This window comes from Escherichia sp. E4930 (assembly GCF_005845405.1).
In the GTDB taxonomy this organism is placed as follows: domain Bacteria; phylum Pseudomonadota; class Gammaproteobacteria; order Enterobacterales; family Enterobacteriaceae; genus Escherichia.
Genome location: NZ_VCDZ01000006.1, coordinates 21,336 through 41,248 on the forward strand (window position 1 = coordinate 21,336; position 19,913 = coordinate 41,248).

The 19,913-nt window shown below is 53.9% G+C and carries 25 protein-coding genes and 1 pseudogene; 19 read left to right on the top strand and 7 right to left on the bottom strand.

Going from position 1 to position 19,913, the window contains the following annotated elements; all coding sequences use genetic code 11:
- The first annotated feature begins 120 nt into the window (after window positions 1-120).
- The 16 genes and pseudogenes from FFT88_RS09765 to FFT88_RS09845 all read left to right on the top strand — a co-directional run bounded on the left by FFT88_RS09765 (window position 121) and on the right by FFT88_RS09845 (window position 11,575).
- Entirely contained in the window at window positions 121-957 is an 837-nt protein-coding gene (locus FFT88_RS09765; protein ID WP_135404701.1) for a GPO family capsid scaffolding protein, read from the top strand.
- A 22-nt stretch (window positions 958-979) separates the two neighbouring features.
- Window positions 980-2,032 (top strand): phage major capsid protein, P2 family, encoded by a 1,053-nt coding sequence (locus FFT88_RS09770; protein WP_001055125.1) that lies wholly within the window; start codon window positions 980-982, stop codon window positions 2,030-2,032.
- A gap of 45 nt (window positions 2,033-2,077) precedes the next feature.
- Window positions 2,078-2,878, top strand: coding sequence for a phage terminase small subunit (gene gpM, locus FFT88_RS09775; RefSeq protein WP_135404700.1), 801 nt, complete (start codon window positions 2,078-2,080; stop codon window positions 2,876-2,878).
- A gap of 102 nt (window positions 2,879-2,980) precedes the next feature.
- The gene (locus FFT88_RS09780) at window positions 2,981-3,475 is read left to right on the top strand and encodes a head completion/stabilization protein (protein ID WP_105281732.1); all 495 of its coding nucleotides are present in this window, start codon (window positions 2,981-2,983) and stop codon (window positions 3,473-3,475) included.
- Entirely contained in the window at window positions 3,475-3,675 is a 201-nt protein-coding gene (locus tag FFT88_RS09785) for a tail protein X (protein ID WP_135404699.1), read from the top strand. Before FFT88_RS09780 ends, FFT88_RS09785 begins: the two co-directional genes overlap by 1 nt.
- A 2-nt stretch (window positions 3,676-3,677) precedes the next feature.
- Window positions 3,678-4,001 carry a phage holin family protein gene (locus FFT88_RS09790; RefSeq protein WP_000104350.1) on the top strand — a complete coding sequence of 108 codons (324 nt, stop codon included), beginning with the start codon at window positions 3,678-3,680 and terminating at the stop codon, window positions 3,999-4,001.
- A complete protein-coding gene (locus FFT88_RS09795) occupies window positions 3,998-4,390 on the top strand; it encodes a M15 family metallopeptidase (RefSeq protein WP_000072327.1) in 393 nt (130 codons plus the stop codon). The genes FFT88_RS09790 and FFT88_RS09795 overlap by 4 nt, the downstream gene beginning before the upstream one ends.
- Complete coding sequence (locus FFT88_RS09800) at window positions 4,387-4,794, top strand: DUF2570 domain-containing protein (RefSeq protein ID WP_135404698.1); 408 nt, start codon at window positions 4,387-4,389, stop codon at window positions 4,792-4,794. The genes FFT88_RS09795 and FFT88_RS09800 overlap by 4 nt, the downstream gene beginning before the upstream one ends.
- Window positions 4,795-4,931: 137 nt before the next feature.
- Window positions 4,932-5,399 (top strand): phage tail protein, encoded by a 468-nt coding sequence (locus FFT88_RS09810; RefSeq protein WP_000920594.1) that lies wholly within the window; start codon window positions 4,932-4,934, stop codon window positions 5,397-5,399.
- Window positions 5,392-6,027, top strand: coding sequence for a phage virion morphogenesis protein (locus tag FFT88_RS09815; RefSeq protein WP_000356339.1), 636 nt, complete (start codon window positions 5,392-5,394; stop codon window positions 6,025-6,027). The genes FFT88_RS09810 and FFT88_RS09815 overlap by 8 nt, the downstream gene beginning before the upstream one ends.
- Window positions 6,028-6,038: 11 nt before the next feature.
- The gene (locus FFT88_RS09820) at window positions 6,039-6,605 is read left to right on the top strand and encodes a phage baseplate assembly protein V (RefSeq protein WP_171026931.1); all 567 of its coding nucleotides are present in this window, start codon (window positions 6,039-6,041) and stop codon (window positions 6,603-6,605) included.
- Window positions 6,602-6,952 carry a GPW/gp25 family protein gene (locus tag FFT88_RS09825; RefSeq protein WP_000213444.1) on the top strand — a complete coding sequence of 117 codons (351 nt, stop codon included), beginning with the start codon at window positions 6,602-6,604 and terminating at the stop codon, window positions 6,950-6,952. The genes FFT88_RS09820 and FFT88_RS09825 overlap by 4 nt, the downstream gene beginning before the upstream one ends.
- Before the next feature lie 3 nt (window positions 6,953-6,955).
- Window positions 6,956-7,851: pseudogene (locus tag FFT88_RS09830) on the top strand (baseplate J/gp47 family protein).
- Window positions 7,844-8,371, top strand: coding sequence for a phage tail protein I (locus tag FFT88_RS09835; protein WP_135404696.1), 528 nt, complete (start codon window positions 7,844-7,846; stop codon window positions 8,369-8,371). Before FFT88_RS09830 ends, FFT88_RS09835 begins: the two are co-directional and overlap by 8 nt.
- A gap of 10 nt (window positions 8,372-8,381) precedes the next feature.
- Window positions 8,382-11,000 carry a phage tail protein gene (locus FFT88_RS09840; RefSeq protein ID WP_135404695.1) on the top strand — a complete coding sequence of 873 codons (2,619 nt, stop codon included), beginning with the start codon at window positions 8,382-8,384 and terminating at the stop codon, window positions 10,998-11,000.
- Entirely contained in the window at window positions 11,000-11,575 is a 576-nt protein-coding gene (locus FFT88_RS09845) for a tail fiber assembly protein (protein WP_135404694.1), read from the top strand. Before FFT88_RS09840 ends, FFT88_RS09845 begins: the two co-directional genes overlap by 1 nt.
- A 10-nt stretch (window positions 11,576-11,585) precedes the next feature.
- Here FFT88_RS09845 and FFT88_RS09850 read toward each other — a convergent pair whose 3' ends face one another.
- From FFT88_RS09850 to FFT88_RS09885, 7 genes are all read right to left on the bottom strand, one after another.
- Window positions 11,586-12,128 (bottom strand): serine acetyltransferase, encoded by a 543-nt coding sequence (locus tag FFT88_RS09850; protein WP_135404693.1) that lies wholly within the window; start codon window positions 12,126-12,128, stop codon window positions 11,586-11,588.
- 181 nt (window positions 12,129-12,309) lie between these two features.
- Entirely contained in the window at window positions 12,310-12,798 is a 489-nt protein-coding gene (locus FFT88_RS09855) for a phage tail protein (RefSeq protein ID WP_135404692.1), read from the bottom strand.
- Between the two features lie 12 nt (window positions 12,799-12,810).
- Window positions 12,811-15,618, bottom strand: a complete 2,808-nt coding sequence (locus FFT88_RS09860) for a phage tail tape measure protein (RefSeq protein ID WP_135404691.1) — start codon at window positions 15,616-15,618, stop codon at window positions 12,811-12,813.
- Complete coding sequence (locus FFT88_RS09865) at window positions 15,605-15,760, bottom strand: GpE family phage tail protein (protein WP_167851617.1); 156 nt, start codon at window positions 15,758-15,760, stop codon at window positions 15,605-15,607. The genes FFT88_RS09860 and FFT88_RS09865 overlap by 14 nt, the downstream gene beginning before the upstream one ends.
- Window positions 15,761-15,768: 8 nt before the next feature.
- Window positions 15,769-16,134, bottom strand: a complete 366-nt coding sequence (locus tag FFT88_RS09875) for a phage tail protein (RefSeq protein ID WP_135404689.1) — start codon at window positions 16,132-16,134, stop codon at window positions 15,769-15,771.
- A gap of 54 nt (window positions 16,135-16,188) precedes the next feature.
- Window positions 16,189-16,701, bottom strand: a complete 513-nt coding sequence (locus FFT88_RS09880; protein WP_000290450.1) for a phage major tail tube protein — start codon at window positions 16,699-16,701, stop codon at window positions 16,189-16,191.
- Window positions 16,701-17,885, bottom strand: a complete 1,185-nt coding sequence (locus FFT88_RS09885) for a phage tail sheath family protein (RefSeq protein ID WP_000005426.1) — start codon at window positions 17,883-17,885, stop codon at window positions 16,701-16,703. The genes FFT88_RS09880 and FFT88_RS09885 overlap by 1 nt, the downstream gene beginning before the upstream one ends.
- Before the next feature lie 156 nt (window positions 17,886-18,041).
- On the opposite strand from FFT88_RS09885, the gene FFT88_RS09890 reads away from it, so the two are divergent.
- The 3 genes from FFT88_RS09890 to FFT88_RS09905 all read left to right on the top strand — a co-directional run bounded on the left by FFT88_RS09890 (window position 18,042) and on the right by FFT88_RS09905 (window position 19,786).
- Entirely contained in the window at window positions 18,042-19,151 is a 1,110-nt protein-coding gene (locus FFT88_RS09890; protein ID WP_135404688.1) for a phage late control D family protein, read from the top strand.
- Between the two features lie 42 nt (window positions 19,152-19,193).
- Window positions 19,194-19,454: an ogr/Delta-like zinc finger family protein gene (locus FFT88_RS09895; RefSeq protein WP_000488108.1), complete on the top strand. Its 261-nt coding sequence runs from the start codon at window positions 19,194-19,196 to the stop codon at window positions 19,452-19,454.
- 191 nt (window positions 19,455-19,645) lie between these two features.
- Window positions 19,646-19,786: a Hok/Gef family protein gene (locus FFT88_RS09905; protein ID WP_032140709.1), complete on the top strand. Its 141-nt coding sequence runs from the start codon at window positions 19,646-19,648 to the stop codon at window positions 19,784-19,786.
- Window positions 19,787-19,913 lie beyond the last annotated feature (127 nt).

The window sequence follows — 19,913 nt, forward strand, 5'->3', positions numbered from 1 at the left end:
CGCGCGAAACTGTTCTCCTTAACCCCCTGTTCTGGCCGTTTTCTTACAACAAAAGCCCTTTGTATCAGCCTGTTACGCTTTGCCATCATGACTGAAGAACCAGTCAGAGGGGCAAAAACTATGGCTAATGAAAAAAAGACATCACGCAAAAAGTTTCGCGTGGCTGTCTCCGGATCAACTGTTGACGGCCGCGAAATCAGTCCGGTGCATCTGCGTGAAGCTGCTGAGAACTTCGACCCGGATGTTTACGCTGCCCGCGTGAACGTTGAGCACTATCTCTCGCCATGCCCGTCAAGCGAATTTTCCGCAATGGGCGATGTCACCGCACTGAGTACGGAAGACATTACGGAAGGTCCGCTGGCCGGGCGTACTGCGCTGTATGCAGAAATCGAACCGACCGAGCGCATGAAGCAGCTTGTCGCGGACGGCAAGAAAATCTATTCCAGTATCGAACTGCACCCGCAGTTCTCCGTTAACGGGCGCGCCTATCTGGTCGGGCTGGCGATGACCGACACCCCGGCAAGCCTGGGCACTGAGCGCCTGAAATTCACGGCACAGCAACGTCAGGCGGTGATGACGTTCAACAGTATCCAGGGTGAAGCGCCGCTTATCTCCGAAGCCATCGAGTCTGAAATCATCGAAATGGCAGAACAACGCCAGGAAGAAGGCACCCAGTGGTTTAACCGCGTAATGGGGATTATTGGCCGTGGCCGCAAAGCGGATGACGCCAGTTTTTCCCGTATTCAGGAAGCGGTGGAAGGCGTAGCAACGTCACAGGCCGACATTATCGACCGTTTTAATGTGCTGGAAACCCGCCATCAGCAGGACAGCCAGAAAATTACGTCACTGACCACAGAGCTGGCAGCACTGAAGGAAAAACTGCGCACGCAGGACGGCGATCCGCAGAACCGGTTCACCGCAACGGGCGCAGCCTCCGATCAACTGGCTGACTTCTGATAAGACAAAGGAGCAAATTTTTATGAATCTGGTGATGTCAGATAATGCCCGTAACAAGCTGGGCTGCTACATGACGCAGCAGGCGTCGCTTAACAATATCCCGGTTTCTGCGCTGGTATCGCGATTTACCGTCAATCCATCGGTACAACAGCGTTTTGAAAACGCTTCAAAGGAAAGTACCGAATTTACGAAAAGAATTAATGTAATCGGTGTAACTGACCAGAAAGGCGAAAAAGTTCTCCTGGACACCACCGGGCCGATTGCGCGCACGAATACCAGTTATGACGGCACAGATCGCCGTAATCCGATTAACGCTGTCGATATGAAGGCTCGTCAGTACCAGTGTGAACAGGTGAACTACGACACGTTTATTTCGTATCCGAAGCTTGATGCCTGGGCGGCTCACAGCGATTTTCAGTCGCGCATCAGCACACAGATTGCCCGGCAGGTGGCGCTTGACCGCATCATGATCGGCTTTAACGGCACATCACACGCGGAAAAATCCAATTTCAGCACCAACAAGCTGCTTCAGGACGTTAACGTGGGCTGGCTGGAGCACATCAGAACCGATGCCAGTGAACGCGTAATGAATGACGTGACGCTGACCTCCCGCAACATGGACAACACCGTGGCGCACGCGGGTAAGTATGCGAACGCTGATGCACTGGTACAGGACGCGCGCTCATCCCTGCTGGATGAATGGCACAAGGAAGCAGACGACCTCGTGGTGATTATGGGGCGCAACCTGTTTAACTCGCTGCGTCTGCCCGTGCTGAACAGCATCAGCGGCCAGAATCCCAATGCGGAATTACTCGCCGGACAGCTCATCCTGTCATCGCGCACCATTGGTGGGCTGGATGTATTCCTTGCGCCGTTCTTCCCGGATGCAACGATGCTGATCACCTCATTCAACAACCTGTCAATTTACTGGCAGAGAGGCTCAATGCGTCGCCTGATGAAAGACGAGCCGGAATACAACCGCATCGCCACCTACCAGTCCATCAATGACGCTTATGTCGTTGAAGACTATGGCAAGTGCGCGATGGTCACTGGCCTGAAGTTCGCCGACAGCTAATCAACTCACGGCGGGCATCATGCCCGCCTGTAACGGAGAGAAAGAATGATTACCCCTGCACAGCAACACTGGCAGAACGTGATGGCGCAGCGCGCAGGCCGGGCGAATGAAGGCGTGGATCACGCCGCACGTACCGCGCATGAAGAGGTGCTGTATCGTCTGCGTCTGGCACAGGCCCGACTTAAGGGCGTACAGGCCAGAAGCGCCAAAGCCGCCATCAAAAAAGAGTTGTTACCGGACTTTTCCGGCTGGATTGAAGGAACGCTGGAGGCTGACGGCGGGCAGCAGGATGAGGTGATTGCCACGCTGATGGTGTGGGCGATTGACTGTGGCGATCTTCCGCTGGCATTGCGTATTGGTGCGTATGTGGTCCATCACAACCTCATCATGCCGGATAACTTTGGCCGTACTGCTGCCACGGTACTGACCGAAGAAATCTGCAACCCGGTACTGACGCAGGCCGGGACGGATGCCGACGCGGATTTGTCCGCCTTTATCGAACCACTGGACACCCTCCGGGAGATTGTCACCGACCAGGATATGCCGGACGAAGTACGCGCCAAATTATGCAAGGCGTGCGCCTTTGCCCGCCGTGGCCTGACCGATGCGGACAGCATGGCCCTGTCACTGAAGCTGCTGCGCGAAGCGATGCAGCTGAACCCGAACGCAGGTGTGAAACGCGAGATTGCAACCCTTTCCCGCGCCCTGAAAAAAGCCGATTCCGCAGCCGCATCAGAAGACGCCAGCGCACAGCAGGCGCAGGACGAAAGCAGCAAAAGTAAAAAGACAACGCGGAAACCTGCAACACGAAAAACCACCGCGACGCAGAAGGCGAAGCGCGGTTAACGACTGACCCCGTCAGCGGGCGGCGTGCGCGGTGTTCCGGTTTGACTCCGTGACCGTTTACACCGCGCACCCACCGCCCGATTTTTTTCAGGAGTGAACCCCATGAGTATGGTTGCCAGAACTGAACCAAGACCCGCAGAGGACGACATCACCGATACCGATGATGGCGACACTCGCATTTCAGCAGGTGCATTCTGGCCGGATATTGTGCTGCGCGAGCTGCGTCTGGCGGTACGACTGCCGGGCCGTGTGACCACCTCCCGCCTGCTGCATACCGCCACCGGAGCTGTGGCACACGTTACCCGCGAGCTGGAAGCATGGCAGCAGGAACAGCAGGCGGCTGGCCATCATACGCTGGCCGATGTTCCGGCACCCGTAATTAACGGAGAAAGCGTCAATCTCTGGCACTGGCGCAATGCTGTTTATACCGCCACACGCGCCCTGATTCTGGAGCGTTACCGCGATGCGGACACCACGGATAAGGGCGACCGCCGGGCGGACGCACTGGATATACAGACATCGGATTTGTGGCGCGATGTGAGCTGGGCCATCTCTGACATTCTGTGCCGCCCGCGAATCTTTGCGGAGTTGTGCTGATGAAAGTGAAGGCACTGGAAGGCGACACCGTGGATTCGCTCTGTTTCCGGTACTACGGCACGACGCAGGGCATCACCGAAAAGGTGCTGGATGCCAACCCCGGACTCTGTCAGCAGGTGTTTCTGGACGCAGGGCAGGAAGTGGAGATGCCGGAGCCGGAGAAGAAGAAACGAGAAATGATTCAGTTGTGGGGGGAGTAGCAGTGAGCACCATTCAAACAGGGATCACAGAGCAGGTTATTGCATGGCTCTTTGACCACCTGCCAACGGTGTATGCAGTAGGCGCGGCGGTCAGCATTTCCGCGCTGATGAGTCTTTATGACGGACGAACACTGGTTCAGACCGTAACGGGATCGCTGGCGTGCGGCGTTCTTGCCATGGCCGTGGCCGGGTCGCTGCGCTTCTTCGGTTTTCCTGAAGATGCCGTGACGTTTATCGGCGCATCAATCGGTTTTATGGGGGCAGAAAAAGCACGCGACAAGGTTATTGCGGCCTTTAATCGCAGGGTGAAGGAGAAGGACGAATGAGCAACACATTTAAATTCAGCAGCCGGAGCGAAAAGAATTTGCAGGGCGTAAATCCTGATCTGGTGAAAGTGACCCGACGGGCACTGGAAATCTCGGAAGTGGATTTTGGTATCACCGAAGGGTTGCGCAGCCGTTACCGCCAGAAGCAACTGGTGGCCACGGGTAAGAGCCAGACCATGAACAGCCGCCACCTTACGGGGCATGCCGTGGATGTTGTGGCTTATATCGGCAGCCAGGTGTCATGGGAATGGCCGCTGTACGAAAAAATCGCAGCAGCATTCAGACAGGCCAGCCGGGAACTGAATATTCCGGTGGAATGGGGCGGCGACTGGAAGACCCTGAAAGACGGACCGCATTTTCAGTTACCACACGGAGCCTATCCGGCATGAAGCTCTGGCCTACGCTGGGCGTCGCTTTCCTTCTGATTGCCGCATGGGGAACATCCATGCGTCTGTCGTGGTCGCTGGGCCGGGAGAACACCAGAAACGAAGCGCAGGCCAGCGCCCTGAAAAGCACCGTCGACACCCTGAATATCATCAGCACCGGGGTACAGGATATGCAGCAGGTGCTGGCGCAACTCCGCGTGGAAAATCAACAGCGAAATCAGGACGGAGAGGCCAGACGTGAACAGCTACGCAACGATATTGCAAAAGATGAATGCGCCCACGCTTTGCCTGACGCTCGTTTTACTGACAGGTTGCGCAGGCACGCAGAACGCGCCACGGCCAGCGCCGTCAGTCCGGCTTATACCGCAGACGCTGACCATACCGGTAACGCCTCCCCCCTTCCCTGACACTCCCACATGGGGAAATCTCGGTATATGGGGCGACCGCCTTCTGGATGCACTGGAAACCTGTAACGCGGATAAACGGGCCATTGAATTACTGGAACAGCGCAGACTGCAACGACTGAACAACGAGGACAACAACCATGCTGAAAACTGATTCCCTGCGTGAAGCCATGACCCGTTCATGCCGATGGTGTCAGGCCAACCCGGAAAAATTCACCATTTTCGTGGAGAGCGGCAACATTGAAACGACAGGAGAAACCCCATCGTTTGTTTACCGCTATCAGATGGTGATGTTTGTCATGGATTACGCCGGGGAGCTGGACGACCTCACGCTGCCGCTGCTGGCGTGGTTATCCGAAAATCAGCCACAGTTGTTGCTCAACCCTGAGCGTAATCAGGACATCAAATTTTCCGCCGTTATCAATGACGATGACAGCGCCGATCTCCTGTTTACGCTCCCCCTGCGGGAACGCGTTCGCATCACGCGCAGCAGTCAGGGCACACCGCAGGCAGAACACCTGCCGGAGCCAAAACCCCGCCTGCCATCTTCCGAAGGCGACTGGTCGCATGTATTCCAGGATGTGACGTGGGGTGAAAGCGATGGATAAGGCATTCACCCGCGTGGATGAAACCTTTGAGGCCATCCGCGACAGCCTGAATCAGCAGGCCATCAATAACATCGCCAGAAAGCTGGCACAGGATTTACGCCGCGCCCAGCAGGCGCGCATCCGGTCACAGAAAGCGCCGGACGGGACCGCATGGACACCACGCAGACGCCGCGTAACCCGGATACAGGAACGCATTCGCTTTATCTGGAATAACGAAGCACGCACGCTGAAAAACTGGCATCACGACACAGGGAAATACGGGCGAACCATTACCGGGTGGGATGAGGATAAAAACAATATCCGCACGTTTTACCGGGATGACATCGACCGTTTTCTGGAAATACGCACCCGGCGCATCAACCAGGACAGCACAAAGCGCGTCCCCATGTTCGTAAAACTGCGCACCGCCCGCTACCTGAAAGCCCGTGCAGATGCTTCCGGTGTGACGGTGGGTTACAGCGGCGTGGCCGCACGTATTGCCCGCGTTCATCAGTTCGGTGAGCGCGATCAGGTTGCGCCGGGCATTTTCACCGATTACCCGGTACGTGAGCTGTTGGGCATCAGTCAGGCAGATGAACGCCTGATTTATAACACGGTGCTGGGCCGGATTGCGGAGGCTGTACGGTGAGCGCAGAACTCATGCGACTGCTGAGCAATATCATCCGCACCGGGATCATCTCTGAAGTTGACGAGAAGTCCTGGCGCGTGCGCGTTCGCAGCGGCGAACTGGAAACAGGCTGGCTGCGCTGGAACACCACGCGCGCGGGAGCCTTCAATGTGTGGCTGCCGCCATCACCAGGCGAACAGGTGGTAATTGCCTGCATAGGCGGCAACCCGGAAACCGCCATGATAATTGGCAGCCTGTGGAGTGATGCCAATCCGGCCCCCGGCAAAAGCCTGAAAGAAATCGTGGTCAGCGCGCCGGACGGCGCGGTGTTCCGCTACGACGCGGACGCAGGCGCACTGAGCGCCAGCGGCATGAAAACAGCCACCCTGCAGGCATCCGTCAGCGTGACACTGGATACGCCTGTCGTGGAATGCACAGACCTTCTGAGAACAGCGACGCTTGACGTCACAAAAGGGGGAACGATGAGCGGCAATATCACGCACAGCGGCGGCGATTTCACCTCAAACGGCATCACAGTGCATACGCATAAGCACGGTGGCGTTAAAGGTGGCAGCGATTCGACAGGAGGCCCGCAGTGACAACCCGCTACACAGGAATGAATCCGGACGGGACGGGAAACCTGAACGATATGGAGCACCTGAAACAGTCAGTCAGGGACATCCTGATCACCCCGCTGGCAAGCCGGGTTATGCGACGGGAATATGGCAGCCTTGTGCCTGATTTGATTGACGAGCCCATGAATAACACCACGCGTCTGCAATGCATGAGTGCTGCCGTGATTGCACTGACGCGATGGGAACCCCGCATTGCCCTGGACGCCATCGACGTTGTCTGGAAGGCAGGAGGCCGCGCCGGGGTGACGCTGTCGGGCACTGTCATGCAGACCATGCAGAATGTTGAATTAACCATCACGCTGAGGGAGTAAATCATGCCTGCCGTTGACCTTTCCCAGTTACCGGAACCCGCCATCATCGCGGAGCCTGACTTTGAGGCAATTCTGGCTGATACAAAGGCCATGATGATTGCGGCTTATCCCGCCGAACAGCGTGAAGCCGTCTCCGCCGCGCTGGAGCTGGAATCGGAGCCCCTGAACGTTATCGCCCAGACAACAGCGTTTCGTGAAATGCTGTTACGCCAGCGGGTCAATGAGGGTGCACGCGCTGCATGCTAAGCCACAGCGCCGGGACAGACCTGGACAACCTTGCGGGCAATATGAACACAAAGCGCCTGGTTATCACTCCGGCAACGGATACCACCGACGCGGTGATGGAAAGTGACACCTCACTGAGACTGCGGGCGCAACGGGCGTATGACGGTCTGAGTGTTGCTGGCCCGTCAGGTGCATACGAGTATTTTGCACGCAGCGCCAGCGGTCTGGTACGCGACGCGCGGGCCATCAGCCCGTCTCCGGCCAACGTGACGGTTTCCATTCTGTCCACTGAGGGCGACGGCACAGCAACGGAGGCGTTGCTTAATACCGTTCGCGCCGTTCTGAATGCAGAGGATACCCGCCCGGTGGCCGACCGCCTGACCGTACAGAGCGCCAGAATCGTGACATGGCGGCTGAATGCAAAACTGTACTTCTACCCCGGCCCGGAATCCGAACCTATTCTGGCTGCGGCTGAATCGTCGTTCAGGAAGTGGCTGGCTGAGCAGGGGCTTATCGGTCAGGATGTGGCGTTGTCCGCCATTGCTGCCGCACTGCATGTGCACGGTGTGCAACGCGTGGAGATAATCGAACCCACACAGAATATGGCCATCAGCGACATACAGGCGGCGCGCTGTGAGTCATTCACCATCAGCGAAGGTGGGCGTAATGAGTAATTCACTGTTACCGCCATCAGCCAGCAATTTCATGCGTTGTGCCGAAGCCGTCGGGACACGCATTACAGACATTCCGGTAGACCTCAACACGCTGTGGTCGCCGGACACCTGCCCGGTACATCTGCTGCCTTATCTCGCCTGGGCGTTTTCCGTTGACCGCTGGGATCGCAACTGGCCAGAAGAGACAAAGCGACAGGTGATTCGTGATGCATGGTTGACACACCGACACAAAGGAACCATCAGCGCCCTGCGACGAGCCATTGAACCGCTGGGATACCTCATTCGCGTGTCTGAGTGGTGGGAGTTCGACGGCGAACCCGGAACATTCAAGGTTGATGTTGGCACGCTGGACAGTGGTGTGACCGAGGAAATGTATCTGGAAATGGAACGGCTGATTGCCGATGCCAAACCCGCAAGTCGCCACCTTATCGGTCTGAACATTATCCAGGACATTCCCGGCTATCTGTATACAGGCGGTGTGGTCTGTGATGGTGATGTTATTACTGTTTATCCCGGATAAGTGAGAAACAATGAGCACGAAATTTAAAACCGTTATCACTACTGCCGGAGCCGCAAAGCTGGCAGCCGCCACTGTCCCCGGCGGGAAAAAAGTAACCCTGTCTGCAATGGCCGTGGGTGACGGTAATGGCAAATTGCCGGTGCCGGATGCCGGTCAGACGAAACTGGTGCATGAGGTCTGGCGTCACGCCCTGAATAAAGTCAGCGTGGATAATAAGAATAAAAACTATATCGTGGCTGAACTGGTTGTTCCGCCAGAAGTGGGCGGCTTCTGGATGCGTGAGCTTGGTCTGTATGACGATGCCGGAACACTGATTGCGGTCGCCAACATGGCGGAAAGCTATAAGCCTGAACTGGCTGAAGGCTCCGGGCGTGCGCAGACCTGCCGCATGGTTATTATTCTCAGCAATGTGGCGTCCGTTGAGCTGAGTATTGATGCCAGCACAGTGATGGCGACGCAGGATTACGTCGATGACAAAATCGCAGAGCATGAGCAGTCCCGCCGCCATCCTGACGCCACGCTGACAGAAAAAGGTTTTACCCAGTTAAGCAGTGCAACAAACAGCACCAGTGAAGAGCTGGCGGCAACGCCAAAGGCAGTAAAAGCAGCCTATGACAATGCTGAGAAACGTCTGCAGAAAGACCAGAACGGTGACGATATTCCAGATAAGGGCGCTTTTCTGGACAATGTTGGCGTTACCAGCCTGACGTTTATGAAAAACAATGGCGAAATGCCGCTTGATGCTGATCTGAATACGTTTGGTCCTGTTAAGGCTTATGTGGGGGTCTGGTATAAATCCACATCCTCCAACGCAACACTGGAGAAACATTTCCCGGAAGACGGTGCCGTCGGTGTTCTTGAGGTATTCAATGGCGGTAATTTTGTAGGAATGCAGCGTTATACCACCAGAACTGGCAATGTTTATATGCGCAACCTTGCTGGTTCCTGGAATGGCTCTGACGGTCCGTGGAGCTACTGGCGACAGATTCAGTCAGCAACACGCCCTCTGAGTACAACCATTGACCTGAACACGCTCGGAGGCGCAGAGCATCTTGGTTTATGGCGAAACAGTAGTGGTTCTATCGCTTCATTTGACCGCAACTATCCAGAAGAAGGAAGTTATGGTCAGGGACTCCTTGAAGTTCTTGAAGGTGGTGGGTACTCACGCATGCAACGTTACACGACCCGCCGGGGGAATGTATATGTTCGCTGCCTTTCTGCTACATGGAATGCAGAGAATCCACAGTGGGAACCGTGGTCAAGAGTGGGCCATCAGTCAGAGTGTCGTTATTACGAAGGGGATTTGAATGATCTGACTTCACCTGGCATTTACAGCGTTACAGGGAAGGCAACAAACGGTCCAATGCAGGATACCGCTGGAGCAACACTGCTTGGGATACTGGAAGTAATCAGACGTTTTGATGGTGTGTCTGTCTGGCAGCGTTACACAACCACAGGGAAATCAGAAACCACACAGGGGCGCACTTTTGAGCGCGTCTACGCCGGGAGCAAATGGACCGAATGGCGAGAAGTATATAACTCCTTTTCGTTGCCTCTGAATCTGGGCATCGGTGGCGCAGTGGCAAAACTCACCAGCCTGGACTGGCAGACCTACGACTTTGTGCCGGGCAGTCTGATAACCGTTCGGCTTGATAACATGACCAACATTCCCGACGGCATGGACTGGGGCGTCATTGATGGCAACCTGATAAACATCGCAGTTGGTCCGAGTGATGATTCCGGTACGGGGCGCTCAATGCATGTATGGCGCAGCACTGTAAGTAAAGCGAATTACCGCTTTTTTATGGTGCGTATTTCAGGAAATCCGGGAAGTCGCACGATCACAACAAGACGTGTGCCAATTATCGACGAAGCTCAGACATGGGCGGCGAAACAGACATTCAGCGGTGGTCTTTCAGGCGAACTGTCCGGCAATGCTGCTACAGCGACAAAGCTGAAAACGGCAAGGACAATTAACGGCGTAAAATTTGACGGGTCGGCAAATATCGAAGCGTTTCCGCCAGGTGTTCCGTTGCCGTGGCCATCAGATACACCACCTGCGGGCTATGCAATTATGCAGGGGCAGACGTTCGATAAGGCTGCATATCCGAAACTGGCTATAGCCTATCCTTCAGGTGTTATTCCTGATATGCGCGGCTGGACAATCAAGGGAAAACCCGCCAGTGGGCGTGCCGTATTGTCACAGGAACAGGACGGGATTAAATCGCATACTCACAGCGCCAGTGCGTCAAATACGGACTTAGGGACGAAAACGACCAGTTCATTTGATTACGGGACAAAAACAGTCAGTACGTTTAACCACGGCACAAAATCAACCAATACTTCTGGCAATCATACACATACCGTCGGTTTTGCTGTGAGCGTGCAATCAGGCGGTGCAGATTATGGTGTTCCGCGAAGTGATAAAGGTGCTACGACTACAAGTTCATCAGGCAATCATGCACATACAGTCGACATTGGAGCACATAACCATACTGTTGGTATTGGTGCACATTCACACACTGTTGCTATTGGCTCACACGGGCATTCCATTACCGTAAATGCTACTGGCAATACCGAAAACACCGTCAAAAACATCGCATTTAACTATATTGTGAGGCTTGCATAATGGGTTTTAAAATGAGTGCAGAAGCACAAATTATTCGCGTATTTAATTATCTCGATGGTACAAACGAATTTATTGGTGAAAGTGACGCATATATTCCACCGTATACAGGTCTGCCTGCAAACAGTACAGATATTGCGCCGCCTGATATTCCGGCGGGTTTTGCTGCCGTTTTCAATGCAAATGAAATGAAATGGGAGTTGATGGAAGACCATCGCGGAGAGACTGTCTACGAAACGAAAACGGGAACGGCCATTTATATTTCTGAACTTGGTGCATTACCCCCAGACGTGACAACCATTTTCCCCGATGGGAATTATCAGAAATGGAACGGAAATGCGTGGGTGAATGATGAGAATGCAGAGCGTGATGCACTTGTCAGAGCCGCCGAATCTCAGAAGAGAGAACAAATCGCTTATGCGAGTAAGATCATTGCTACTTTGCAGGACGCTGTTGATTTAGATATAGCGACAGAAGACGAAAAGATAAACTTGACACGCTGGAAGAAGTACCGTGTATTGGTGAATCGTATTCAACCAGAAAATACCACCGATATTGATTGGCCAGAGCAACCATGAAAAAAGGCGCTTACTGCGCCTTTTTTTGTCTTATAACAGGAGTTATTTCGTTTATATATATTGAGTTGGAAGGAATAGATTTTGTTACCAGAGCATGAGCACCTATCGTAACGTTATCACCGATATTAACTTGCCCACCAAGGATAGATGAATTGCAACCTATATCAACATTATCTCCAATAGTAATCATTGCCTCATTGGAAGGGGTTCTTAGACCAATAGTAACACCTTGCTTTATATGTAGATTTCTCCCTATCACACAGTTTTCTGTAATAACAATACCTGATAAGTGAGCAATATCTAAGCCTGGCCCTATACTCACTGTTAAAGGAATCTCAACATTATAATCGCGATGAAGGTTTGCTCCGATGCGTTTGCCCACCCAGCGCATGAACCCTCCTCTGCTGTATAGATAGCTGGCCACTCGCCACCAAAACATAAAGTGTTTTCGCCTATTGCGTCTGGTGCGAGTTAAAGCTTTTCTCCATGAAAACTCATGGTTTCCGCCTATAACTTCTATTTTTATACACTCCTTTAATGTTTTTATATCCATGAATTTAATCTCTGCATTATCACTTACAATGTAATGGGGTGTTAATCTGACTGGGTGTGTAATGAACTCTCAAGAAATTATATTGTGGCTACTGGATGCATTCAATAAGATGGAACCAACATGTAATGTGCTTGAATGGTCCGATATGTTACGGACCATTTATCACAAGAAATTAAACTCTTTAAAATAAACTATGAACTGAGTTAGCCACGCTATTTAAAGACGAGGTTACCTTATCTTTGAAGCCAGTCAGCATATCGCTGAACGATGAGGATTGCAGGCGCTCCCGCAAATCCTCATCACAGCGTTCAAGGGTCAGTGAAAACTCTATCTTTTTCGCCTTGCCGTAGCGATCAAACTCGGAGCGGGTCGTACTTATGTCAGTCAGAACATACATGCCGTAAATCTGCCCGACGCCATCAATCAGAGGCCAGGGGCGTCCGGTATACGCCTGTGTGGTCAGCAGCGACAGGGACACTTCGCCACCTGTGATTTCAGGATAAAGCACACCAGAAAGAACGATGCGATCATCACCTGCACCGATATACTGCCAGCTTGCTGAACGGTTAACGCGTTCATTTTTCACATGCCGCCAGCTTTTGTTTTGCTGTAACTGCTGATGCGGCAATGTGCGCAGCTCAAAAACAAACATGCCGTAGATCATCATCATGGCCATGACTCCTCAATCTTTATCGTAAAAACTGCCACGTCCGGCACGGGCGCGCCGTTCCATTTCTGCCCTGACCATTTCACCGACCAGTTTCGCCAGTTCGCGGGGATTCTGTGTAACAACGTTATGCAGATGAACATGAATTTCACCGCCAAATCCGGAGGCAACAGACTCCCGGTTACGGGAAGTTGCAGGAACTGACGCCACTGGCGATCGTATGGCCTCCGCCACCGGGCGGGAGCTGGCCGCAACAACAGGAACCAGCGCCGGAGGCAGCGGAGCCGGGACCACGGGTGTGATCTTAATTGCGGGGGCAGGCTTACTGACCTGCGCAATCTTCCGCGCCTGCCACTCCCCACGAACAGCAAGTGCGCGGGGCAGGTTCTTAAAGACAATATCGCCGGGGCCAATGCGTTTTTTCGTCTCATCAACCAGCTTACCTGTGTTATCAGCAATCTTGCTGAGTCTGCGTAGCGTACCGGTATTGCTGTCTGTGAGCGGTTTGTTGTCTTTGGGTTTATCGCCTCCGGTGCCATTGCCATTTTCCGCAGACTTCGGCGGATTGATTTTCGCAATGTCTCCCTGAAACAGAGCAACCTTGTCCTGAAGAATGGCCGCACGCTGTGCGTCTTCGATTTTCTTTCTCGCCCTTTCCGCTTCATCCGGAAGCACACCGAGTTTTTCAAGTATCCACGCCAGCGTATCCAGCAACATTTTTGCAGGCGTCAGAACAAGCTGTAACGCGCCACCAAGAACGTTACCGAATACCTCGCCAGCACTGGTACATTTATCCAGCGTTTCCTTGCTGGACTCCATCGGTGACAGCAGCGATTTAAACCAGTTAAACACCTGGCCGATCCCGCTTCCGATTGCGTCAAAAACAGGACCAAACCGTTCAAAGGTTTCGCGCAACGGGGTCAGCCTTTCCATAATCCCGCTGAACACCCCGGCAAAAAATGCCCTGATGGGATCCCAGTATTTCCAGATAAGAACGGCAGCTCCGGCAAGCGCAGCCACGATAAGACCAACCGGACTGAACAACGCCCCGATCGCGCCTCCCAGTAAGGAAACGGAACCCGTCACCATTCCCCACAGCGCAGGCAACACCCTGACGACATTCATTGACCGGGTAAGAATGTCAAAACCAAGACGCAAGGTGGCCAGCTTCCCGTAAAGCACCCCCATAACCAGCGACAACGAGCCAATCGTTGCAGTCATTGCCAGCAACGCACCGCCTGCTATCAGTAGCTGGCGCGTCAGTACAGGATGGGCCTGCGCCAGTGCCGTCACCTTTGAGACCACCCGTGTTAGCCACTGCGTGACAGAACGCAGCGGACCGTCAACCAGATCACTGATGCGAATACGAAGACCTTCCCATGCGCTGTCGAGATTTTTCAGGTCGCCATCAAGGTTGTCGGCCATAACCTTTGCCGTGCGTTCAGCCTCACCGCGTGCGCCCTCAAGTTCTTTTCTCAGTTTGGGTAAGGAACCGTCACCCGCCGCATCAACGAGTGCCATAAACGATGTGAAAGCCTCTTCCCCGGCGATGTCCTTAAAGAAGGATACCCGGTCAACTTCCCCGTATTTGCGGGTAGCTTTATAAAGGTCAGCCAGCAGATCTTCCATCGGGCGCATTTTGCCCCCGGCATCCGAGACGGACACGCCCAGCTCTTTCAGAGCTTCTGCCGCCGCCTTTGGCGGTGATGCCAGACGAGCCAGACTGGCACGCATTGCCGTCCCGGCATCACTCCCTCTGATGCCCATATTCGCCAGCACGCCCGCCATCGCTGCGGCCTGCTCCAGCGATATTCCCAGCTTACCCGCCACCGGACCTGCATATTTCATGGTTTCGCCCAGCGCGCGAAGGTCGGTGTTAGTACGGGTAAACGCCGCAGTAAGTGTGTCGCCGACCCGGTCCATCTGGTCAGCAGAGAGACCGAACTGCGTCAGGATATTTGAGCCAATATCCGCCGTCTCGCCAAGGTCCATACCGCCAGCCGTTGCCATGCTCAGCACGCCGGGAAGCGCAGCCTGAATGGCCTGCGGTGTGAAGCCAGCCATAGCAAGAAATGCCTGCCCACTGGCGGCATCACTCGCAGTAAACTGCGTTTCAGAGCCGAGCTTTAGCGCCTGCTCACGCAGCGCCTTAAACTGCGGGCTGTTCTGGTCAATTCGCGTCAGCGCCTGCACACGGGACATCTCTTTCCCGAATCCGATAGCGGGCTGCAAAAAACGCCCGGCAGCATAGCCGCCAGCCGCTGCCGCACCAGTTGCCAGCGCACCACCCGTTTTCAGTTTTCCCGCTGTTTCCTGCGCGCGTGAATACTGCTCACGCGCCCGCGTTACACGCGCAAGCGCCTGTCGTTCGCGTTCAAGCTGGTTGTTGTACTGTTCGGTGCGTCTGATGGCCTGCTGGATGGTGTTATCGCTGCCTGTCAGGGAAATGCCGTGGCGTTTCAGCTCTCCGCCAAGCTCCCGCATTTTCTGAATTTCCCGTGTGCGCGATTCATTCAGGCGTTCAAGCCGGGTGCTTAACTGCTGCATCAGCTTTTGTTGTTTTTCGCTGAGCACTGTACCCGTGCGTTGTAACTGATTAAGGGCGTTAAGCTGGCGTCGTGCTTTCACGATACCCGCATCCGCTTTACTGACAGCGTCGCGGGCGCGCTCAAATGAACGCGCCTGACGCTCGAGATTTTTGATCGCCCCCTGCGTTCGCTGGATGGAGTCACCAAACTGCCCCATCAGGCGGCGGGCGTTTTCGGCAGGCCGGGTCAGCCTGTCAACGGCGCTGAAAGCGACCCGGATATCAAGAGTCTTCATTGTCTACACTCCCGCTGCGAAGTGCCGCCCGCTCACGCCAGCTAACCACTTCGCCGGGCGTCATCATGAAGATTTCGGCGGGCGACCAGTTAAAAATAACGGCAATATCTGCCACAAAGTCTTCTATGTGCTCAAAGCACACAACCGTGATCAGGCTTCCGTCGCCTGTTCGTTCTTCCCGCCAGAGTCCGCACCGCTCAAAAAATTTACGGCAACCACACATAACTGAATAAAGTCACGGGATGCCATTTTTTTGATCGTCACTTCATCCAGTCGCGGTGATGTCACGCGTGACAGCAGCGTAAACATGGATTCCGCTTTCAGATTCAGCACATCAGACAGCGACAAATCTCGCAGAGATCCAGCCTGCTCAATAGCTCCGGTGATCTCCACATACGTGATTTTTTCGCCGCCTCGCTCAATTGGTTGGGTAAGTTTTACGCCACGCTCACTGGTTTCTTTCGCTGTTTCAGCAACGACCGTGTTTTCGGTATCGATGTTTTTCGTCTCTTTCATCAGAAAACTCCTTTCAGTCAGAGGCGACGCACTGCGCCGCCTGCATATTACTTATCAGCCAAGCCCAAGCGCGGAACGGATGCGATCGGGCACAATGTCCTTGCCGTCCTTCCGGTAAATGAAGTTCAGCAGGTCAATCTCCCACAACGGGCGATCGTTAACACTCAGCTTGTAGTAGGTGTTTTTAATGGCGTAAGTGTGTGATGTGGCTTCGCCCTGTTTGGCTTCCCCCATATCAATTTCCGTCACACGTCCGCGCATTTCGACTTCATACAGGTCGCTTTCTGCATCGGTGTAGTATTCACCCGCAAAACGCAGCAGCGTGCCGTCAATCGTGCCGCCATACTTAAGGAACAGCTCACGAACTGCGCCCCCCATGACAAAGCTCGCATCAAGCGCGGAGTCGTCCAGACCGAGATCAATACTCACCGCACCCATCATGCCGCCCCCCCGGTAGCTGTCGGTTTTGCGCGTCAGCTTAGGCAGAGTGACGGACGTCACCTTACCCACTTCGTTTTCACCATCCACAAACAGCGTAAAAAAGCGAAGATGTTTTGGCACAGCCATCAGGCACCTCCCAGCACCGCAAATGCGGGTTCAAAGTATTCATCAGTAAACGTCTGGTAAAGCTCCATGTCTTCCAGTGGCGGAACGGGCGTATATTTGTAGCGAATACGCACACGCCCCTGACGTAAATCCGTGGTGCTATTATCCACCACGTCATACCAGCACTCCGCGCCAATCAGTTTCCCGGCAGTAACCAGTGAATCCAGTTTTGCCCTGATGGCACTGATAACATCTTTCACGTTCGCAGGCGTCAGTGGACTGTCGATGGTTTCAAACTGCGCTTCCGCAATTGAATCAGCCAGCACCTGTGCGGTTCGGGTATACACCTCAAAGATGTAGGCGTTCGTTTCCGGTGTGCGGTTGCCCCAGAAGCGGAACCCGTTGCGACGAATAATGGTCGTGATTTCTTTGTTGTTGAGGCTGTTGGCATCACTGTCTTCGGCCTGCAACGACCAGAACACATGCCTGGACATCCCCAGCACATTTTTAACCGGAACGTTGGACAGCGATTTGTGCCAGCCCTGCTCATGGTCAATGTACGCACGAAGGCCGCACGCATAGGCAGGCGCGGGGAACGTTTCGTTTTTGCCACTTTTCGGGTTGTAGGCGATGAAGTCCGGCCATAAGAGCATCACCTCACGTTCGTTGAATTTCTGGCGGTAGGTAATCGCCTCAGCCATCGTGTTACAGCCGTGACATGAGGCATACACAAACGCGCGCAGTTTACCCGCAATCACGCACAGGGATTTTGTTACCGCCTCCGTGTCCAGCTCCGGCGCGGCCAGAATACGCGGACGGTATCCGATGCTTTCATCCTGCTCTGCAACAAGCAGCGCATACATCCCCGTATAGCTGCCGTCATCCTCAGAACCACCGATAACCAGTTGATCCTGCGTCTTTCCGTCTTCTTCTTTGTGTTCAGCCACGCGAACGACGATCACCTTTGTGCTCACCTGGTCTGCGATGGCCTTAAGCGCACGATAAAGCGTCCCCGTTGTTCCGCATTTTCCCAGCACGTCATTGACGCGGGTCAGCAGTGTGGGCTTGTTCAGCGGGAACAGCTCCGCATCCGCATCATCCGCCGTTGCCACGATACCGATAACACTGGAATCAACATCATTAATCGCTGTTACCAAGTCGGTACTTTCCGTAACACGGGCACCATGAAAACGAGTTTCACTCATAGCTTCAGCCCCTTGTATCCGTTAAATGATTCGGCAACAATCATCACCCACCACGCGCGTAATCTCACCCCTGCGCCGTTCTCCCGCCACGGCGACAACAAAAAGCAGTAACCCCCTCCGCACGCACATGCGACCATGCCACACAGGGAGGGAAAGATGATCGACACCACCATGCAATTGCTCAGTCAGAGCACAGACCCCGTGAAAATGCCGGATTTTGATATTCTCGCGGAGGGGGAAACGCTGTCCGGCGTGGCAGAGCGCCTGATGAGTCTGTCACTGACCGACAACCGGGGATTTGAAGCGGACCAGCTCACCATCACGCTGGATGATGCGGATGGTCAGTTGCAGCTACCGCCACGGGGCGCGCGCCTGACGGTTCTCATTGGCTGGAAAGGAGAACCGCTGACAGAAAAAGGCACTTACATTGTTGATGAAATCGCTCACGAAGGACCGCCGGACAGGCTGACTGTTTCAGCCAGAAGCGCAGATTTTCGGGATGAATTTAACGTTAAACGTGAGGTGTCATGGCATGATGTGACCCTTGAGCGTGTGGTATCCGCCATCGCTCATCGGTATGGTCTGAAACCACAAATCAGCGAAATGCTGATGGATATCGAAATCGACCACGCCGACCAGACCGAAGAAAGCGACATGTCCTTCCTTACGCGCATGGCGGAAATGCTGGGCGCAATCACCACGGTAAAAAGCGGCAATCTGTTATTCATCATGCCAGGTGGTGGCGTGAACGCACAGGGCCAGCCGTTGCCCTCGTTCGCCATTACACGCAGCAGCGGCGATCGCCATCAGTTCCGTATTGCTGACCGCGAGGCGTATACGGGGGTACGCGCCTACTGGCTTGATCTTAATTACGGGAAAAAGAAAAAAGTCAGCGTGAAACGCCGCAAACCGCCAAAACCCAAAAAGGAGAAAAGCAGCAGCCGTGAAGGTGATTATATGGAAGGCGCGGAAGGCAATGTGTTTGTGTTACGCAAGACTTATCAGAACGAGCAGGCAGCAAGACGCGCAGCGGCGGCAAAGTGGCAGCAGTTACAACGCGGAGCCGCATCATTCTCCATCACACTGGCACGTGGACGCGCAGAACTCTACCCCGAAATGCATGGCACGGTAACAGGATTTAAAAGCGAGATTGATAATCAGGACTGGATTATTGCAAAAGCCGAGCACACCATTGATAACAGCGGCTTTACCACACAGCTTGAGCTTGAGGCAAAAATCCCGGAATGGATAGCGGAAACAGAGTGAGGAACTTAGAATAGCGACAGCACCACGTTAAGGGAGGTCGCTATGTTCCGTTGTCCGCTTTGTGGCGCATCTGCCCGTATCCGCACCAGTCGTCCGGAAAATGATTCAAACACCGTGCGGCAAAAGTATTACCAGTGTAACAACCTGGAATGCGGCGTATGCTTCTCAACACTGGAAGCTTTCCATAAATTCACATCGAAACACGCCTCCGGCGTTCACTCATCAGAAGGTATCCCGTGGCATGAGCTGCCAGCCTCACACAGGGGAAACAATCAGATGAGTTTGCCTTTATCTCAGAATTAACAGGCAGAATTGCCGGAGTAACAAAAAAGCGATAGATTACGCGCGGGTGCCTTTCGGCTGATGGTCGGAGGGAATACCCGAAGGCCAGATGTGGAAAGGCCCCGGAAAACATTTTTGTTTAACCGAGGCCCTAACACTTCTTACCTTCGCAAGTAGAAGGTTAGCGCCTCTCCTCTCAGGAGACAAGCGTTATGACGCAAATTCCGTTAAAAACCCTGTTACTTTGCATAACTGCGGTAGCGATAATCTGGATCCTCCACACATCACCGTGCGAGTTACGATTCAGGTTTGCTGGCACGGAAATTGCGGCATTCTTACTATGTAATAAGTAAGATAACCGCGACGGGGGAGTAATCCCCCGTCAATCGGTTGCTAAGGTTGGTCGAAACGGCACCCTATCTCACAGACATGAACAACAAACCCGCAGCGTAAAAACTGCGGGTTTTCTTTTTGCTACCC

Coding starts and splice junctions, on each gene's coding strand:
- FFT88_RS09795 (WP_000072327.1), top strand. CDS start 3,998: ATGAGCAACACATTTAAATTCAGCAGCCGGAGCGAAAAGAATTTGCAG.
- FFT88_RS09890 (WP_135404688.1), top strand. CDS start 18,042: ATGATCGACACCACCATGCAATTGCTCAGTCAGAGCACAGACCCCGTG.
- FFT88_RS09885 (WP_000005426.1), bottom strand. CDS start 17,885: ATGAGTGAAACTCGTTTTCATGGTGCCCGTGTTACGGAAAGTACCGAC.
- FFT88_RS09855 (WP_135404692.1), bottom strand. CDS start 12,798: ATGATGATGATCTACGGCATGTTTGTTTTTGAGCTGCGCACATTGCCG.
- FFT88_RS09860 (WP_135404691.1), bottom strand. CDS start 15,618: ATGAAGACTCTTGATATCCGGGTCGCTTTCAGCGCCGTTGACAGGCTG.
- FFT88_RS09780 (WP_105281732.1), top strand. CDS start 2,981: ATGAGTATGGTTGCCAGAACTGAACCAAGACCCGCAGAGGACGACATC.
- FFT88_RS09770 (WP_001055125.1), top strand. CDS start 980: ATGAATCTGGTGATGTCAGATAATGCCCGTAACAAGCTGGGCTGCTAC.
- FFT88_RS09875 (WP_135404689.1), bottom strand. CDS start 16,134: ATGAAAGAGACGAAAAACATCGATACCGAAAACACGGTCGTTGCTGAA.
- FFT88_RS09895 (WP_000488108.1), top strand. CDS start 19,194: ATGTTCCGTTGTCCGCTTTGTGGCGCATCTGCCCGTATCCGCACCAGT.
- FFT88_RS09905 (WP_032140709.1), top strand. CDS start 19,646: ATGACGCAAATTCCGTTAAAAACCCTGTTACTTTGCATAACTGCGGTA.
- FFT88_RS09820 (WP_171026931.1), top strand. CDS start 6,039: ATGCGACTGCTGAGCAATATCATCCGCACCGGGATCATCTCTGAAGTT.
- FFT88_RS09835 (WP_135404696.1), top strand. CDS start 7,844: ATGAGTAATTCACTGTTACCGCCATCAGCCAGCAATTTCATGCGTTGT.
- FFT88_RS09840 (WP_135404695.1), top strand. CDS start 8,382: ATGAGCACGAAATTTAAAACCGTTATCACTACTGCCGGAGCCGCAAAG.
- FFT88_RS09850 (WP_135404693.1), bottom strand. CDS start 12,128: ATGGATATAAAAACATTAAAGGAGTGTATAAAAATAGAAGTTATAGGC.
- FFT88_RS09880 (WP_000290450.1), bottom strand. CDS start 16,701: ATGGCTGTGCCAAAACATCTTCGCTTTTTTACGCTGTTTGTGGATGGT.
- FFT88_RS09765 (WP_135404701.1), top strand. CDS start 121: ATGGCTAATGAAAAAAAGACATCACGCAAAAAGTTTCGCGTGGCTGTC.
- FFT88_RS09785 (WP_135404699.1), top strand. CDS start 3,475: ATGAAAGTGAAGGCACTGGAAGGCGACACCGTGGATTCGCTCTGTTTC.
- FFT88_RS09810 (WP_000920594.1), top strand. CDS start 4,932: ATGCTGAAAACTGATTCCCTGCGTGAAGCCATGACCCGTTCATGCCGA.
- FFT88_RS09800 (WP_135404698.1), top strand. CDS start 4,387: ATGAAGCTCTGGCCTACGCTGGGCGTCGCTTTCCTTCTGATTGCCGCA.
- FFT88_RS09815 (WP_000356339.1), top strand. CDS start 5,392: ATGGATAAGGCATTCACCCGCGTGGATGAAACCTTTGAGGCCATCCGC.
- gpM (WP_135404700.1), top strand. CDS start 2,078: ATGATTACCCCTGCACAGCAACACTGGCAGAACGTGATGGCGCAGCGC.
- FFT88_RS09845 (WP_135404694.1), top strand. CDS start 11,000: ATGGGTTTTAAAATGAGTGCAGAAGCACAAATTATTCGCGTATTTAAT.